The following is a 17,142-nucleotide window of genomic DNA, read 5'->3' on the forward strand; positions in this document are numbered from 1 at the left end:
CCTTGAGGGGCCGCGGAATGCGGACGTTCGCCGCGGAGCACGCTCCGGGCGGATGATCGGTTAGCGCAACACGCGGATCACGCCGCAGGCCACGCGCGCGCCGGCGTTGCCGGCCGGCTGGCTGCGGTAGTCGTCGGCATCGGCATGCGCGACCAGCGCGCGCCCGGCGATGTCGTTGGCCGCGCCGCCACCGAGCACCACGCCGTGCAGCAGCACATCGACCTGGGCGACGCCGTCGGCGTTGGCGCTGAGGTTGTCCATGTCGCCGGCATGGTGCGGACCGCTGCCGGCGCGGCCATGCGGACCGCCGAGCGGATTGAAGTGGCCGCCGGCGCTGCTGGCGTCGGCCGCACTGCAATCGCCGCGCTCGTGCACGTGGAACGCGAACGCGCGGTTGGGCTGCAGGCCGCCGAGGGTGCCGGTGATGCGCACGCCACCGGGCGCGGCGACCAGCGACAGCTTGCCGCTGACCAGGCTGCCGGAGGCCGGGGCGAGCACCGCCTGCGCCTGCTGCGCGGTGCCGCTGGTGGGCATCGGCGGCGCTTTCGGCGGCGGCGGTGGTGGCGCTACCGGCGGCGCACTGCTGCAGCCAGCCAGTATCAGCAACGCGCTTCCCACGATGGCATGCAAGCTGTAACGCATCGGCATTGGCTCCTTGTGCAGCGAAAACTAGAGGGGTGGCCGTTCACAGCTCATGAAGGCTGCGCCCGGCGGGCAAGTCTAAACCGGCGCTGCGTGCCGGTTCGGGATTCGGGATTCGGGATTCGGGATTCGGGATTCGGGATTCGGGATTTGGGATTCGGGAATCGGGAATCGGGAATCGGGAATCGGGAATCGGGAATCGGCAGAGCGTCGCAGCGGTTGCTTACGAAGTCTGCGGAGAAATCAGACAAGGCCCGTTGCTTTCCGGGTCCCCGGTCCCGAGTCCCGGGTCCCGGCCGCACTCAGCGGCGGCGCCGGCCCGGGCCGAGCTTGCGGGTGACCGTGTTGCGGCCCACGCCCAGGCGCGCGGCGGCTTCGGCACGGCGGCCCTGGGTGAAGCGCAGCGCCACTTCCAGCAGCGCCTTGTCGAAACGGTCGCGCGCTTCCGCGTGCAGGCCCTCCGCGCCGTCGGTCAGGCGCTGCTGCGCCCAGGCCGACAACTGCGCATCCCATTCGCCGCCCTCGCCGCTGCGCTCGCGGCGGCTGCCGCGCAGCAGCGCGCCGTCCACGTCGTGCGCGTCGATGACCTCGGCCGGTGCCAGCGCGGCCAGCCGCCAGCACACGTTCTCAAGTTCGCGCACGTTGCCCGGCCAGGCATAGCCGCGCAACGCGTCGAGTGCCGCCGGCGACAGCCGTTTGGGCGGGGTGTCGAGCTTGCGCGCGGCCATCGCCAGGAAGTTCTCGGCCAGCTGCGGCACGTCGGCACGGCGCTCGCGCAGCGGCGGCAGCTGCAGCCGCACCACGTCCAGCCGATGCAGCAGGTCGGCGCGGAAGCGGCCCTGTTCGACCAGCGCCTCCAGGTCCTGGTGGGTCGCGGCGATCACCCGCACGTCGACCCGGATCAGTTCGCGGCCGCCGACGCGGAAGAATTCGTTCTCGGCCAGCACGCGCAGCAGCCGGGTCTGCAGCGGCAGCGGCATGTCGCCGATCTCGTCCAGGAACAGGGTGCCGCCGTCGGCCTGTTCGAAGCGGCCGATGTGGCGCCGCTGCGCGCCGGTGAAGGCGCCGGCCTCGTGGCCGAACAGTTCGCTTTCCAGCAGCTCGGCCGGGATCGCCGCGGTGTTGAGCGCGACGAACGGCTTGCGCGCGCGCGGCGACTCGGTGTGCAGCGCGTGCGCGACCAGTTCCTTGCCGGTGCCGGTTTCGCCGTTGATCAGCACCGACAGCGGCGCCTGCGCCAGGCGGCCGATGGCGCGGAACAGCGCGCGCATCGCCGGGGTATCGCCGATCAGTTCGGCGCTGCCCTGGCTGGACACCGGCAGCGCGACCTCGGCGACGCCGCCGGCCTCCGGCAGCGCGCGCGCGGCCAGCGCCACCGCGTCGTCCAGGTCGAACGGCTTGGACAGGAATTCGTGCGCGCCGCCGCGGAACGCGCCGGCGGTGCTGGCCACGTCGGTGTAGGCGGACATCACGATCACCGGCAGTTGCGGATGCGCGGCCTTGAGCTTGTCCAGCAGCACCAGGCCGTCGTCGCCGGGCATGCGCACGTCGGTGAACAGCAGGTCCGGCAGCGGACGCTGCGCCAGCGCCTGCAACGCCGAGGCGGCGCTGTCGAAGCCGTCCACGCTGTAGCCGGCGTCGCGCAAGGCGGTGGACAGCACGAAGCGGACCGAGCGGTCGTCGTCGACCACCCAGATGCGTTGCGATCCTTCCAGGGATTCGGTCATCGGAATGCTCCTATTCGGGGTCCGCTGCGGCCTGCGGCAGCAGCAGGGTGAAAACGGTATGCCCGGGGCGGGAGCGGAAGGTCAGCGAACCGGCGTGCTCGCGCGCCACCTGCTGCGCCAGCGCTAGGCCCAGGCCGCTGCCTTCGGCGCGGCCGCTGACCAGCGGCAGGAACAGGTGCTCGGCCAGTTCCTCCGGCACGCCACGGCCGTCGTCGACGATCTCCAGGCGCACGCCGCGCGCATGCACGCGGTCGCGGATGCGCTGGGCGTGCTCGACGCGGGTGCGCAGGGTCACCTGCGCGGCGCCGGCCTGGATCGCGTTGCGGACCAGGTTCCACACCGCCTGGGTCAGGCGGTCGGCATCGCCAAGGAATTCGGGAATGCTGGGGTCGTAGTCGCGCTGCAGGCGCACCGACCAGCCGCCCTCGTTCTCGGCCAGGCGCAGCACCCGTTCCAGCACCGCGTGGATGTTGAGCATGGCGTGCGGCCGCGCCGGCGCCGGCGACAGCAACTGGTCGAGCAGGCTGTTGAGGCGCTCGATCTCCGCGCCGATCAGGTCGATCAGCTCGCGCTCGTCCTCGTCGCGATGCTGCGCGCGCCGCGCCAGCAGCTGCGCGGCGCCCTTGAGCCCGGCCAGCGGATTGCGCAGTTCGTGGGCCAGCCCCTTCAGCGCCGCGCCGAGCGCGTTGGGCAACGCCTGGGCCGGATCCGGGGTGGGGAATTCGTCGACCGGGTGCGCTTCCAGCAGCCAGCCGCCATTGTCCATCCGCGACAGCCAGCCCTCGGCAAAGCGCGGAGTCTCGCCGGGAATGGCCAGGGCCATGCGGTGCAGGCGCAGCACGTCGCGCTCGTCGTTGAGCAGGAACCGCGCCAGCGCGTCGCCCTGCACTTCCAGCGAGGCCAGCGGCTGGTCGAGCAGGCGCCGCACGCTCACGCCCAGCCAGCGCGCGAAGGCCGGATTGGCGCCGAGCAGGCGGCCGTCGGCATCGGCCCAGACCACCGGGGTGCCGAGCGCGTCGAGCGGGGGCGGAGGCGAGGTCATCTGCATTGCACCAATGTAGTGCAAAGGCTGCCGGAAGGCGCTGAACGCCTGGCCGGGCGGGCCATTTGCCGGAACCTGCCGGCAACGTCGGCCGGCACCGAGGCGCGGCCTGTCGCAGCCACCGCGGCCGGCGGGCACGAGGCGCCGCGGGCAACGGGGGAACCAATGAGTGGGGGTCGGGCGAGGCTAGCGGCCACGCGGGAATACCTCAGATCGCTAAGAAAACTGCCGTCGTTCCGCCCCATGGAGCGCCGGCGATGGCCACTGACCGCCAGGACCGGCGCATAACGGGCCGCAGGCGGGATTGCCGCAGCGGCCCCCCCCCCCCCCGCGACGCGAGGTCGCGGGCCGGTCTTGCTCAGGACTCGTACGCGGCTTCGCCGTGCGAGGTGATGTCCAGACCCTCGCGCTCGGCTTCTTCCGACACCCGCAGGCCGAACACCAGCTTGGCGACCAGGAAGCCGACCACCGAGACCACGCCGATCCAGACCACGGTCACGCCGACGCCGGTGGCCTGCACCAGCACCTGATGGCCCATGGTCACGCCTTCGGCATAGCCGGCGCCGCCCAGGGCCTTGTCGGTGAACACGCCGGTCAGGATCGCACCGACGATGCCGCCGACGCCGTGCACGCCGAACACGTCCAGCGTGTCGTCGGCGTTGAGCAGCTTCTTCAGCCCGGTCACGCCCCACACGCAGATCGCGCCGGCGGCCACGCCGATGGCGATCGCGCCGAACGGGCCGACGGTACCGGCAGCCGGGGTGATGCCGACCAGGCCGGCGACCATGCCCGAGGCCACGCCCAGCGCCGAGGACTTGCCCTTGACCAGCTTCTCGACCAGCGACCAGGCCAGCACCGCGGCGGCGGTGGCCAGCAGCGTGTTGAGGAAGGCCAGTGCCGCAGTGGCGTTGGCTTCCAGCGCCGAACCGGCGTTGAAGCCGAACCAGCCCACCCACAGCAGCGAGGCGCCGACGAAGGTCAGGGTCACGTTGTGCGGCTTGAGCGCGGTCTGGCCGAAGCCCAGGCGCTTGCCGACGAAGTAGGAACCGACCAGACCGGCGATACCGGCATTGATGTGCACCACGGTGCCGCCGGCGAAGTCCAGCGCGCCCTTGGTGAACAGGAAGCCCGGCGCCGCCCACACCATGTGCGCCAGCGGCAGGTAGCCGAAGGTGAACCAGATGACGACGAACAACAGCACCGCGGCGAACTTCACGCGTTCGGCGAAGGCGCCGACGATCAGCGCGCCGGTGATGCCGGCGAAGGTCAGCTGGAAGGCGACGAACACGTATTCCGGCAGTTTGAAGCCCTTGGAGAAGGTATCGGCCAGCGTGGTGGTATCCACGCCGTGCAGCAGCGCCTTGTTGAGCGTGCCGACGAACGGGCCGCCATCGGCGAAGGCCAGGCTGTAGCCGTACAGCACCCACAGGACCGCGATCAGCGAGAACACCACGCCGACCTGGATCAGCACCGACAGCACGTTCTTGGAGCGCACCATGCCGCCGTAGAACAGCGCCAGGCCCGGCACCACCATCAGCAGCACCAGCAGCGTGGAGGTCAGCATCCAGGCGACGTCGCCCTTGTCCACCACCGGCGCGGCGGCTTCGGGCGCGGCGGCGGCGGCCGGCGGCGCCGGCGGCGTCAGTTGTTCGGTGACCACGTCCGGCGTCGGCGCCGGGGTCACTTCGGCCTGGGCGAAGGCCGTGCCCGGCACGCCCATCGCCATCGCGCTGACCAGCATCAGCATGCATACCGCGTAGAACCGGGCCTTCCACCCGGAGAAAAGACCTGTCTTCATGAGGGGCTCCAGGGTGGGGTTAGAGCGCATCTGCGCCGATCTCGCCGGTGCGGATCCGGATGACCTGTTCGATCGCGGTGACGAAGATCTTGCCGTCGCCGATCTTGCCGGTCCCTGCCGCGGTCTGGATCGCCTCGACCACGGCCTCCAGACGCTCGTCGGTCACCACGGTCTCGATCTTGATCTTGGGCAGGAAGTCGACGACGTACTCGGCACCACGGTACAGCTCGGTGTGGCCTTTCTGCCGGCCGAAGCCCTTGACCTCGGTGACGGTGATGCCGGACACGCCTGCCTGCGACAAGGCCTCGCGGACCTCGTCGAGCTTGAATGGCCGGATGATGGCGGTGATCAGTTTCATGCGCATACCCCGTTGGTGGAAGGAGCCGGCCGCCGAACGCCGGCCGGCGGTTTGCATGTCATCGGCGCCGCGAACGGCGCCGTCCTGCTGCGCGGTGCGTCCCGCGGATCACGCCGTGGCGCGGCGCACGGCAGTGCGACGGCAACGGCGACGTGGGAGGGAGCGTGGCCCACGGCACGCAAGCGCTGTCTTTCGTGGTGCATCCCCTGGAAAACCGGCTGTTGCGACTGATTCGGGCGCGGACCACCGGCACGGCTCCCCAGCCGAGTAGGTGGCGGCGATGACGAAGGAGGGAGGGGTAACCTTCGCCATCGCCGCGCGTGGAACTCAGTTGGCGTAGTACAGCTGGTATTCCAGCGGGTGCGTTGCGGCGCGGAACTTGGTCACTTCCTGCATCTTCAGCGCGATGTAGCCGTCGATGAAGTCGTCGCTGAACACGCCGCCGGCCTTGAGGAACTCGCGGTCGGCGTCGAGCGCTTCCAGCGCCTGGTCGAGGCTGGAGCACACCTGCGGGATCTTCTTCTCTTCTTCCGGCGGCAGGTCGTACAGATCCTTGTCGCTGGGCGCGCCCGGGTCGATCTGGTTCTTGATGCCGTCCAGACCGGCCATCATCAGCGCGGCGAAGGTCAGGTAGCCGGACTGCAGCGGATCCGGGAAACGGATCTCGATGCGGCGCGCCTTCGGGTTGGACACCCACGGAATGCGGCACGAGGCCGAGCGGTTGCGCGCCGAGTAGGCCAGCATCACCGGCGCCTCGAAGCCCGGGACCAGGCGCTTGTAGCTGTTGGTGCCGGAGTTGGTGAAGGCGTTGATCGCCTTGGCGTGCTTGAAGATGCCGCCGATGTACCACAGCGCCATCTGCGACAGGCCGCCGTAGCCGTCGCCGGAGAACAGGTTGGTGCCGCCCTTGGCCAGCGACTGGTGCACGTGCATGCCCGAGCCGTTGTCGCCGACGATCGGCTTGGGCATGAAGGTCGCGGTCTTGCCGTTGCGGTAGGCGACGTTCTTGATGATGTACTTCATCATCATCAGCTCGTCGGCCTTCTTCACCAGCGAGTTGAACTTGGTGCCGATCTCGCACTGGCCGGCGGTGGCCACTTCGTGGTGGTGCACCTCGACCTCGATGCCGACCTGCTCCAGGGTCTTGCACATTTCGGCGCGCAGGTCCTGCAGCGAGTCGGTCGGCGGCACCGGGAAGTAGCCGCCCTTGACCGCCGGACGGTAGCCGCTGTTGCCGCCTTCGATCTTGCTGCCGCTGCTCCACGCCGCTTCTTCCGAATCGATCTTGAAGAAGGTGTGGCCCATCTCGTTGCCGAAGCGCACGCCGTCGAAGATGAAGAATTCCGGCTCCGGGCCGAAGAACGCCTGGTCGGCGATGCCGCTGGACTTCAGGTAGGCCTCGGCGCGCTTGGCCACGCCGCGCGGGTCGCGGTCGTAGCTCTGCATGGTGGCCGGATCGAGGATGTCGCAGGTCAGGACCAGGGTCGGGTCGGCCATGAACGGATCGATGAACGCGGTGTCGGCGTCGGGCAGCAGGACCATGTCCGACTCGTTGATGCCCTTCCAACCCGAGATCGAGCTGCCGTCGAACATCTTGCCCTCTTCGAACAGCGCCGGCTCGATGATGCTCACGGGGAAGGTCACGTGCTGCTGCACGCCGCGCATATCGACGAACCGCAGGTCGACGAACTCGACCTTGTTGTCCTTGACCAGCTTCTCAATATTTTCCGCAGACATCGATGAAACCTCGGGTTGGTGAATGACTTGCCCAGTAAGAGCAATCGCCGTGCCAACTGTGACCGGTTCACAAGTCCTTGATTTTGGTGAAGGGAGCACGCCAACGGGGCGAAATCCAAGCACCAAAATGGTTCGATGGCGATTGAGAGCACCAAAATGGTGCTCGAGGCAATGTTTTATCCTTGCCCGGCTTTCCTCCCCCACAAGCCGAACCCTCCCCCATGAGCGACATGTTCTCCGCCCTGCTGCTGGGCATCCTCGAAGGCCTGACCGAATTCCTGCCGGTCTCCAGCACCGGCCACCTGCTGATCGCCGAGCAATGGCTCGGCCGCCGCTCGGACTTCTTCAACATCGTGATCCAGGCCGGCGCGATCCTGGCCACCACCCTGGTGTTCCGGCAGAAGCTATGGACGCTGGCCACCGGGCTGGGCGACCGCGCCAACCGCGACTACGTGCTCAAGCTGGGCACCGCGTTCCTGGTCACCGCGGTGGTCGGCCTGGCGGTGCGCAAGGCCGGCTGGCAGCTGCCGGAAACGGTGCAGCCTGTGGCCTGGGCCTTGGTGATCGGCGGCGTGTGGATGCTGGTGGCCGAGCATTTCGCCGCGCGCATGCCCGAGCGCGAGCTGGTGACCTGGAAGGTGGCCATCGCGGTGGGCCTGGCGCAGGTGGTGGCCGGCGTGTTTCCCGGCACCTCGCGCTCGGCCGCGACGATCTTCCTGGCGATGCTGCTGGGCCTGAGCAAGCGCTCGGCCGCGGCCGATTTCGCGTTCCTGGTCGGCATCCCGACCATGTTCGCGGCCAGCGGCTATTCGTTCCTGGAGCTGTACAAGAACGGCGCGGTGGGCAGCGAGGATTGGGGCGACGTGGCCGTCGCCTTCGCCGCCGCGGTAGTGACCGGTTTCATCGTGGTGAAGTGGCTGCTGGGCTACATCAAGTCGCACCGCTTCACTGCGTTCGCGGTGTACCGCATCGTGCTCGGTGCGGCGCTGTTGCTGTGGCTGCCGGCGGCCTGAGGGCTGGTTGGCTGGCTGCCGGACCCTCACCCCAACCCCTCTCCCGAGGGGAGAGGGGCTAGCGGCTGTTCCCTTCTCCCGTCGGGAGAAGGTGGCCCACAGGGCCGGATGAGGGTACGGGCGCAGCCTCGCGCACCCCAACTCCGCGAGACGCTTCGCGCCGGACCCTCTCCCCAACCCCTCTCCCGAGGGGAGAGGGGCTAGCGGCTGCTCCCTTCTCCCATCGGGAGAAGGTGGCCCGCAGGGCCGGATGAGGGTGCGGGCGAAGCCTCGCGCACCCCAACTCCGCGAGACGCTTCACGCCGAACCCTCACCCCAACCCCTCTCCCGAGGGGGAGAGGGGCTTCAGGCAAGCTTGGGATTCAGGCTGTACGTGCCATGGAGGCTGGCCTCGGCCAGCACATGGCCTTGCATCGCGCGCAGCGCGTCGGCGGCGGTGAAGCGCGCCGGCAGATCCAGCGTGGCCACGTCCAGCGCGAACAGGCGGAAGAAGTAGCGGTGCAGGCGCAGGTCGTTGGCCGGCGGGTACGGGCCGTCGTAGCCGTAGTAGTCGCCGCCCATCTGCGCATCGCCGGCGAACCAGTCGGTATAGCTGTTCAAGCCCTGCCGCGCGCCAGGCAGGCCGGGCGGTTGCCGCTTGCCTTTGGCCACGACGCCGTCGCTGGCGCTGCCTTCGGCGATCTCGCGCAGGTCGGCCGGAAGATCAACGGCAGCCCAATGCACGAAATTGGTGCGTGGCTGCTCGACCGGGATCTGCACGTCCTCGCGGCCGACCATCTCGGCCACGGTCGGTACGTCCGGATCGATGCACAGCAGCGCGAACGCCGCGGTGCCGGCCGGGACGTCGTCCCAGGCCAGGTGCGGATTGCGGTTGGCGGCGAAGCCGTCGGCCTGGCCCATCGCGTAGGTCGCGGCGATCGGCTGGCCGGGCTGGATGCTGTCACTGCGAAGACGCATGCGAAAACTCCTGTGGGGGGAATCAGGTTTCGGCGTAGCCGAGGCGCACGGCCACCGGCGTGAGCAGCGCGAACGCGGCCGCCAGCGGCGCGGCGTAGGCGCGCCAGTGGCCGGACGGCAGGCGCGGCGGACCGATCGTGGGCACGCTCGGGAACGGAATGCCGAAGGCCTGTTGCAGCGCCGCGGCCACCCCGGCCGGATCGGCCTCGATGCCGTCCAGGCGCAGCAGGCGATGCGGATACAGGTCCTGCTCGTGCAAGTCGGCGACCTGGGTCAGCACCGCCGCCAGCCAGCGCGCGCCGGTCTCCGGGGTGGCCAGGCCGAGCGGCGCCGGGGCGCCGTTGGCCAGCCAGTCCAGCAGCATGTCGCGCGGGTCGCGCAGCGCGATCAGCAGCCGCCCTTCCGGCAGCTGCGGGCGCAGCGCGCGCAGCAGCGCGTTGTCCCACCACAGCAGCCAATCGACGATGTTGCCGTCGTCGATGCCGCGTGCCGGCAGCTGCGCGCGCCACTCGGCGATCAGCGCCGCGCCGTCGAGTTCGCCGCTGTCGAGCTCGGGGACGGTGCGGTAGCGCTGGAAGCCGTCGGTGGGCGGCTGCACGCCGAAGCGGTCGCTGCGCAGCACCTGGCTGGTCGCGTCCATCACCGCGATCACCCGCTCCACGCCGCTGCCCGGCGCGCCCCATACGAACAACGGCCGCGCAGGCTGTTGCGGATCGATCTCGGCCAACGCCGGCCACGCCGTCGTGGCCTGGCCCAGCGGCGGCAGCGGCAGGCGATGCGGCAGCTGTTCCTGCTGGAACGCCAGCCAGGTCGCCAGCGCCTCGGCCGAGTGCCCGGCGCGGTCCTGCACCGCCGCCAGCCACGGCCGCAGCGTGGTCTGCTCGTTCTCGGGCATGCGCTGCATCAGGCCACGCACGTGGGCGATGGCGGCGTCGTGCTCGCCACGCTCCAGCAGCGCTTCGACCAGGCGCTCCTCGCCGCTGATGCGGCCCGGCTCCAGGGCCACGATGCGCTGCGCCACGGCCTCGCCCTGATCGCGTTCGCCGGCCATGTCGTGCACCCGCAGCTGGGCTTCCAGCGCCGGCACGTGGCCCGGCATCGCCGCCTGCCAGCGCGCGATCAGCGCGCGCGCCTCGGCGCCGCCGACCGGCTCCAGGGCCAGCCGCGCCAGCCACAGGTCGTGCGCATCGGTGGTGGTGGCCAGCGCCGCTTCCAGGGTGGCGCGGGCATCCTCGACCGCCCCCAGCCGCTGCCAGGCGATCAACGCTGCATGCAGGGTGCGGCGGTCGGCCGGGGCGGCGCCCAGTGCGCGCCGCAGGTGCTCCAGCGCATCGGCCGGGCGCCCGGCCTGCAAGGCGTATTCGCCGGCCAGCCGGCGCATGCCGGCGGTGTCGCTGACCGGATCGGCCAGCACCGCGTCCAGTGCGGCGATGGCGTCGTCGAGGCGGCCCTGGCGGTACGCCAGCTGCGCGACCAGCGCCATCAGCGCGCTGGTGCCGCGGGTCAGCGTGGCGACGCGGCGGAACGCGGTCTCGGCGAATGCCAGGTGCTGCTTGTCCAGGTAGGCGAAACCGAGCGCGTACAGCAAGCGCGGATCGTCGGGCAGCGCCTTGCTCGCGCGCGACAGCAGCGCCAGCGCGCGGTCGGCATCGCCGCGGCGCAGCGCCAGCATGCCGTCCAGGCCCAACAGTTGCGGATGTTCCGGATCCAGCCGCGCGGCGGTGCGGCTGAGCCGCTCCACTTCGTCCAGATCGCCGCGGCCCAGCGCCAGATGGGCGCGCATCACGTAGGCCAGGAACTGGTTGGGATCCAGCGCGGCGGTGCGTGCCAGCGCGTCCTCGGCCTGGGCCAGGTCGTTGGCGCTGAGCAGCATGCCGGCGCGCAGCAGGTGCAGGCCGGCGTCTTCCGGCGCCAGCGCGATGGCCTGGTCGATGCTGACCAGCGCGGCGGCGGTGTCGCCGTTCTGCTGCTGCGCCAGCGCCAGCCAGCGGTGCGCCTGCGCGTCGGCGGCGGCGTCGGCCACCCAGGCCTGGGCGATGCGCAGCGCGTCGGCGTTGGCCTGGCGGCGCAGGGCGTCGAGAATTTGCTCTTGCATGAGGGTCCGGCTCTGGGCAAACCGGCATTGTAACGGGAGCGCCCGGCCGGCCTGCGCCTGGGCGCGTCACCAATTCGCGCGCAGGCCGCGTTGGGTCTGGCAGGCCGTCGGTCGGTGCTGCGTGGCGCAACGCCGGTCGGGTCAAGCGACGCGGTGCCGGCTGGCGGTCTGCCAGGTCCCACCGGCAGGGCCACGCACGGCGCGGCCCGCGCTGCAACCGGCGACAGACCCTAGCTCAGGCAGGCAGGCCGTCGGTCAGGCGTTCGGCCACCCAGCGCTCGGCGAACCCGTCGCCGCGCGCATTCTCGATGAAGCCGCAGTGCCCGCCCCAGCGCGCGATTTCCAGCCGCGCCAGGTCCGGCAGGCGCAGGTTGCGGAAATCGTCCAGCGGGATCACCGGGTCGTCCTCGGCCATCAGGATGTCGGCCGGCACGCTCAGGTTGCGCAAGCGCTCGCCGGCGATCGAATAGCTTTCGAAATACGCATCCAGGCTGGCGAAGCCGGCATGGCGCTGCGCCAGCCAGCCCATCAACTCGCGCATGTCCAGCGCCAGGGTGGCATCGTCGTAGCCGTGCCGGTCGGGGAACAGCTCGCGCTTGCGCAGCAGCGATTCGCGCCACTTGCGGCGGAAATACCAGTCGTAGAACTGCGGGCCATGCTCGATCCGATGCATGGTGGTGGCCGGATCCAGCAGCGGGCACACCGCCGCCACGTGCTGCAGCGGCAGGCCGGCGTCGGGGGCGCGCAGCGCCAGGCGCAATGCGAAATTGCCGCCCAGCGAATAGCCGGCGGCCAGCAGGGTCGGCGCCGGAAAACGCCGCCACAGGTCGCCGGCGGCGTTGACCACTTCGTCCAGGCGCTCGGAGTGGAACAGGTCCACGTTGAGGTGGTGGGTCCCGCCGTGGTCGCGGAAGTTGAGCCGGAACACCTGGTAGCCGCGCGCCAGCAGTTGCGCCGCGGTCAGGCGCATGTAGCTGGAGTCGGCGCTGCCTTCCCAACCGTGCAGCAGCAACACGGTGCCGCGCGGCGCGGCAACGCCGGCCGGCACGCTCAGCCAGCCCTGCAGGCGTACGCCGTCACCGCCGTCGAGGATGTGCGAGGTGGTGGTCGCGCCGCTGGCGGCGAGCAGCTGTTCGCCGCGGCGCACGCGCAGCGCGCTGGAGCCCAGCACCGATTGCAGGTGCGGGTTGCGCAGCCAACGCGGGGGGAGGTAGTCGGCGGCATTCATCATCGGCAGCGAGCTTGCGCCGGGCGATTGGAGCAATAGGTCAAATCGCCCGGACCGCAGTGTTCCATGGTTCAGCGTTGCGCCATCGCCGCGACGATGCGCGCGCGCGAGATCTCGGCGATGCGCCGGCGCCCTTCCACGTCCTGCAGCCGGATCGGTTCCAGGAAGTGCACCTCGGCCACCCGGCCCGGCTCGCCCAGCAGGCGCAGGAAATTGGCAAAGAAGCTCTCGTGCGGGCCGAACGCGATGACCGTCTGCGCCGAACCGCCGGCGCCGTAGCGCACCGCTACCGGCTGCACCGCCACCTCGGCCTCCACCGCGGCCTGGAAGATGCGCGCGTGGAACGGGCCGACATCGTGGCCGCCGCGGGTGCGCCCTTCCGGGAACACGCCGACCGAGCGCCCCGAGCGCAGCCGTTCCAGCATCGCCTGCAGCACCCCGCCCAGCGATTCGGTGTTGCCGCGCTGGTGGAAGATGGTCTGCCCGCGCGTGGCCAGCCAGCCGACCAGCGGCCAGCCGGCGATCTCGCGCTTGGCGACGAAGCCCATCATGCGCTGGCTGTGCAGCATCACGATGTCGATCCAGCTGACGTGGTTGGCCACGAACAGCACCGGATTGGGCAACGGCGTGCCGACCCGGCGCACGCGCAGGCCGAAGATGCGCAGCAACCAGGTCGACCACCAGCACACCACGCGGTCGCCGAACGATTCGACGCCGGCGCGGCCGGGCGACAGCGCCATGCACGCCAGCAGGAACGGCAACGACACCAACACGTGCAACGCCAGCAGCGGAACGCGGTAGCCGTAACGGACCCAGCGCAGCGCCCCACCGTGGTGGTGCGTGGCGGTTGAGGAGAACTCGCTCATTCTGGTCAGGGTACCGGAAGCCGGGAGGGAAGCACCCTATTGTGTCAGCATGAAGACGGTTACGGCTGAGTGCACGCTAATTGCGTGCGATCACCGCCAGGGTCAGCCGCGACACGCAGACCGGCTTGCCGGCCGCGTCCTCGATGCGGATCTCCCAGACCTGGGTGGCGCGGCCCACGTGCAGCGGCCGCGCGGTGCCGGTGACCGTGCCGGCGCGGGCCGCGCGCAAGTGGTTGGCGTTGATCTCCAGGCCCACGCAGATCCGGTCCGGCGCCACGCACAGGTTGCCGGCGCTGCTGCCCAGGGTTTCGGCCAGCACCACCGAGGCGCCGCCGTGCAGCAGTCCGTACGGCTGCAGCGTGCGCGCATCGACCGGCATCGTCGCGCGCAGCCAGTCCGGCCCGGCCTCGGTGAAGACGATGCCCAGGTGCGCGATCAGGGTGTCGCGGGCGGCGGCGTTGAGGGCATCGAGATCGACAGGGTCGCGGAAGGTCATCTTGGGTCCGGGATTAGGGATTCGGGATTGGGGATTCGCCAGCGGCGTCTCCCTCAAACAGTACTACCGCTTTTGCCAATCCCGAATCCCCAATCCCCAATCCCGGCACTCAAAGAATCGGCACCAGCCCCGAGCCGAATGCCGTCAGCATCCGCACCAGCAGCCACTTCGGGCCGACGTTGACCTCGGGGAAGTCGCCGACCGCGCTGTAGCAGCGGTGGAAGCCGGGATCGCGCCGGGTCAGCGGTGCCGGGCAGTCGGGGCCGGGCTGGAATTCGTAGTTGGTGGCGTAGCGCCATGGCCAGAAATCCAGCACCGGCAGCGCCTCGGAGGCCTTGCCCATGCTGTAGTTCAGGCCCGACAGCACGGGCGGCTTGACCCGCGCCGCCACCGTCCACGAATTCTCCGGCTCGATGTCGCGGCCGATGCTGGCGGCCAGCGCCTGGGCGAAGGCCGGGTCGTCGATGATCACCGCGCCCTCGGTGTTGTAGGTCTCGCTGCGCGGATCGAAGTTGTGGGTGCCGATCACGCCGACGCGCCGGTCCACCACCAGCGACTTGGCGTGCAGACCCATGCGCGCGCCGTCGCGGGTCACCGGCAGCGGCCGGTTGGCGACGCGGCGGCTGAGGAACGACGGGCGGGTCTCGGTGCGCAGCACGCGCCGATCGACCTGGCTGCCGTCGGCGCGACGGCCGCTGCCGGAGGGTCCGCCGCTGCCGCTGCCGAGCACCGTGCTGCGCCCGGCGGCGCTGCCGCCGATCAGCGGATTGCGACCGCGGGCCTCCCCGGCGTCCGGCAACTGCAGCGGCGACGGCAGCAGGTTGGCGTAGTCCACCGGCGCGTCCAGCGGGAACGGCTTGTACTCGTAGATGTCGAAACCCATCTCGCGCAGGTTGCGGCGCTTGTACTTGTACGACAGCGCATACACCACCGGGTTGTCGGTGCTGGCCAGGCTGTTGGTGGCCACGATCACCTTCGGCGGCTGCGCGCGCTTGCGCAGGTCGCGGAAGATCTCCTGCGCCGGATCCGACAGCACCAGGTACGGCGTCTGCAGGATGATCTCCTGCTTGGCATCGGCGATCAGCCTGTCCAGCCTGGGCGCAGTGGAGATCGCCTTGGGGCCGTGCTCGCGGCGATGCTTCTGCGGCAGGTCGGCGACGTAGTCCACGTGCCTGACCGGCAGCGCCGGCAGCACGAAGGCGTCCTCGACGAAGGCCGGATCGGCCGCCTCCTCGCTCACCCGCTGCACCCGCTCCGGGCGCAGGAACTGCGCCGGCGGCATCTGCGGCACGCCGTCGCGCAGCAGCAGCTTGCCGACATCGTTGAGCCGCGCAACCGGCACGCTGCGCCGCGCCGCCCAGTACGCGTCGAAGTTGGCGGCCATGCTGCGCGCCACCGGCCCGGCCACCAGCACGTCGCGGTCGCGGAAGTTGTACTCGCTGTCCCAGTCGTAATAGTCGTCCTGGTAGTTGCGCCCGCCGACCACGCCGATCGCGTCGTCCACCACCAGCAGCTTGTTGTGCATGCGCTGGTTGAAGCGGCGGAAACAGCACAGCACGCTGGCGGCGTAGTGCATGTAGTTGGGCTTGGCCAGGCCGAAGGTGGGGTTGTAGATGCGCAGCGAGAAATTCTGGTGCGCGCCGGCCAGCGCGCCGAGGATCTGCAGGTCGGAGATCGCCGACAGCTGGTCGATCAGCACCCGCACCTGCACGCCGCGCCGCGCCGCGGCCAGCAGCTCGTCCATCACCAGCCGCGCGCTGTCGTCCTTGTCGAAGATGTAGGTCTGCAGGTCGATGCTGCGGCTGGCGCTGCGGATCAGGTTAACCCGCGCCACCAGCGCTTCCTCGCCGTGGTCCAGGATGGTGGCGTAGTGGCGCGGGGCGGCGTCGCCGGATGCGGCGAAGGCCTTGCCGGCCAGCGCGCGCAGCGGCGAGGCCAGCGCGCAGTGGTCGCTTTGCGTGCAGTCGACGCGGCCATCGCGCGCCGCTTCGGCGATCGCCACCGCGCGGCCGTGCTGGGCCTGCGACAGGCTCGCGCAACCGCTGCCGAGCAGCATCGCCGCCAGCACCAGGACCCTCAACCACGCTGTCACCGGGCGTCCGCTCCGGTCAGCCGTGCGCGCAGCACGAAAGTGACCCGATCGCTCAAGGCCAGATCCCACTTGTCCATTCCATAACGTCCACGCAGAACCGTACCGCGGCTGATCACATCGCAATCATAGCCTGGGCGGCTGCATGCCGACGGCATCATGGTCAGCGTCTCGGTATGGCCGACCCCGCGGATGCTCAGCGTGCCCACCAACGCGCCGCCGCTGGTCAGCAGCTGCGGAGAGAACGGTTGCGAATCGAAGGACACGGTCGGAAAGCGTTCCGCGTCGAAGAAATCCTCGCCGCGCATCCAGCCGGTGTAGCGCGGTTTGCCGGGGATCTGCACGTAGCCGGTGAACAGGCGCAGGCGCACCTGGTGGCGGCCGTCGGGCAGCATCTCCACGGTGCCTTCGAAGCGCGGGAAGAAGCCTTCGATGCGCTGCCCGAAGCGGGTGCGGATCTCGAAACCGAAGCGCGACTGGGCCGGGTCGAAGGCATGCTCCCCCGGCGACAGCGGCGGCGCCTGCGCGCTGCCCCAGCCCGGCAACAGGCACAGCGACAGCAGCGCGGTGCACAGCGCCGGGCGCAGGCGCCGGCGCGGTGCGTTCAGGGCCACCAGAACGCAGTCAGTCGGGCGACACCCGGCTCGATCGCCGCGTCCTGCGGCACCGTCAGCACCACCACGCTGGCGGTGGGCATGCCGCGGTAGTCGCCGGACTGGCCGCTGTGCATCAGCGCGGCCAGCTGCTCCAGGCCCGGGTTGTGGCCGACCAGCAGCAGGCGCTCGACGTCGCGATGCTCGTCCATCAGCGCCGCCAGGGTGCCGGAGGTGGCCTCGTAGATCCGCGGCTCCAGGCGCTGCTCGGCATAGCCGGTCAGTTCCAGCACCGCTTCCAGGGTCTCGCGCGCGCGGCGCGCCGGCGAGCACAGCACGCGATCGGGCACCAGCCGCTGCTCCAGCAGCCAGCGCCCGGCGGCCTCGGCCTCGGCCAGCCCGTGCGGCGACAGCGGCCGGTCGAAATCGGCCTGGCCGGTGTCGGCCGGTTCGGCATGGGCATGACGCAGCAGGATCACTTCACGCAGGACGATGGTCATC

General features: G+C 70.4%; 15 protein-coding genes. 1 reads left to right on the forward strand and 14 read right to left on the reverse strand.

Annotation, left to right across the window (positions count from 1 at the left end; translation table 11 throughout):
• Positions 1–60 precede the first annotated feature (60 nt).
• The 6 genes from H9658_RS19455 to glnA form a co-directional block, all read right to left on the reverse strand.
• Positions 61–642 carry a superoxide dismutase family protein gene (locus H9658_RS19455; protein ID WP_179571144.1) on the reverse strand — a complete coding sequence of 194 codons (582 nt, stop codon included), beginning with the start codon at positions 640–642 and terminating at the stop codon, positions 61–63.
• Between the two features lie 302 nt (positions 643–944).
• Positions 945–2,369, reverse strand: coding sequence for a nitrogen regulation protein NR(I) (ntrC, locus tag H9658_RS19460; protein WP_179571145.1), 1,425 nt, complete (start codon positions 2,367–2,369; stop codon positions 945–947).
• Positions 2,370–2,379: 10 nt separating this feature from the next.
• Positions 2,380–3,417, reverse strand: coding sequence for a two-component system sensor histidine kinase NtrB (locus tag H9658_RS19465; RefSeq protein ID WP_179571146.1), 1,038 nt, complete (start codon positions 3,415–3,417; stop codon positions 2,380–2,382).
• A 352-nt stretch (positions 3,418–3,769) separates the two neighbouring features.
• Positions 3,770–5,209, reverse strand: coding sequence for an ammonium transporter (amt, locus tag H9658_RS19470; RefSeq protein WP_179571147.1), 1,440 nt, complete (start codon positions 5,207–5,209; stop codon positions 3,770–3,772).
• Positions 5,210–5,228: 19 nt separating this feature from the next.
• A complete protein-coding gene (locus H9658_RS19475) occupies positions 5,229–5,567 on the reverse strand; it encodes a P-II family nitrogen regulator (RefSeq protein ID WP_039009092.1) in 339 nt (112 codons plus the stop codon).
• Positions 5,568–5,894: 327 nt separating this feature from the next.
• The gene (gene glnA, locus H9658_RS19480) at positions 5,895–7,304 is read right to left on the reverse strand and encodes a type I glutamate--ammonia ligase (protein ID WP_003480122.1); all 1,410 of its coding nucleotides are present in this window, start codon (positions 7,302–7,304) and stop codon (positions 5,895–5,897) included.
• 221 nt (positions 7,305–7,525) lie between these two features.
• Here glnA and H9658_RS19485 point away from each other — a divergent pair, with 221 nt between their 5' ends.
• Positions 7,526–8,317, forward strand: a complete 792-nt coding sequence (locus H9658_RS19485) for an undecaprenyl-diphosphate phosphatase (protein WP_179571148.1) — start codon at positions 7,526–7,528, stop codon at positions 8,315–8,317.
• Positions 8,318–8,662: 345 nt separating this feature from the next.
• On the opposite strand, the gene H9658_RS19490 is transcribed toward H9658_RS19485, so the two are convergent.
• The 8 genes from H9658_RS19490 to H9658_RS19525 form a co-directional block, all read right to left on the reverse strand.
• Positions 8,663–9,274 carry a YbhB/YbcL family Raf kinase inhibitor-like protein gene (locus H9658_RS19490; RefSeq protein WP_179571149.1) on the reverse strand — a complete coding sequence of 204 codons (612 nt, stop codon included), beginning with the start codon at positions 9,272–9,274 and terminating at the stop codon, positions 8,663–8,665.
• Positions 9,275–9,296: 22 nt separating this feature from the next.
• Complete coding sequence (locus tag H9658_RS19495; RefSeq protein ID WP_179571150.1) at positions 9,297–11,369, reverse strand: tetratricopeptide repeat protein; 2,073 nt, start codon at positions 11,367–11,369, stop codon at positions 9,297–9,299.
• 235 nt (positions 11,370–11,604) lie between these two features.
• A complete protein-coding gene (locus tag H9658_RS19500; RefSeq protein WP_191826657.1) occupies positions 11,605–12,597 on the reverse strand; it encodes a YheT family hydrolase in 993 nt (330 codons plus the stop codon).
• Between the two features lie 71 nt (positions 12,598–12,668).
• Complete coding sequence (locus H9658_RS19505) at positions 12,669–13,463, reverse strand: lysophospholipid acyltransferase family protein (RefSeq protein ID WP_191826617.1); 795 nt, start codon at positions 13,461–13,463, stop codon at positions 12,669–12,671.
• Positions 13,464–13,539: 76 nt separating this feature from the next.
• Entirely contained in the window at positions 13,540–13,959 is a 420-nt protein-coding gene (locus H9658_RS19510) for a hotdog fold thioesterase (RefSeq protein WP_179571152.1), read from the reverse strand.
• A gap of 109 nt (positions 13,960–14,068) precedes the next feature.
• On the reverse strand, positions 14,069–16,015 hold the full coding sequence (locus tag H9658_RS19515) for a phospholipase D family protein (RefSeq protein ID WP_225210131.1): 1,947 nt from the start codon (positions 16,013–16,015) through the stop codon (positions 14,069–14,071).
• Positions 16,016–16,047: 32 nt separating this feature from the next.
• Positions 16,048–16,602 (reverse strand): YceI family protein, encoded by a 555-nt coding sequence (locus tag H9658_RS19520; protein ID WP_225210132.1) that lies wholly within the window; start codon positions 16,600–16,602, stop codon positions 16,048–16,050.
• A 50-nt stretch (positions 16,603–16,652) separates the two neighbouring features.
• Positions 16,653–17,129: a SixA phosphatase family protein gene (locus tag H9658_RS19525; RefSeq protein ID WP_179571220.1), complete on the reverse strand. Its 477-nt coding sequence runs from the start codon at positions 17,127–17,129 to the stop codon at positions 16,653–16,655.
• Positions 17,130–17,142 lie beyond the last annotated feature (13 nt).

The organism is Xanthomonas bonasiae (assembly GCF_014836395.1).
Classification (GTDB): Bacteria; Pseudomonadota; Gammaproteobacteria; order Xanthomonadales; family Xanthomonadaceae; genus Xanthomonas_A; species Xanthomonas_A bonasiae.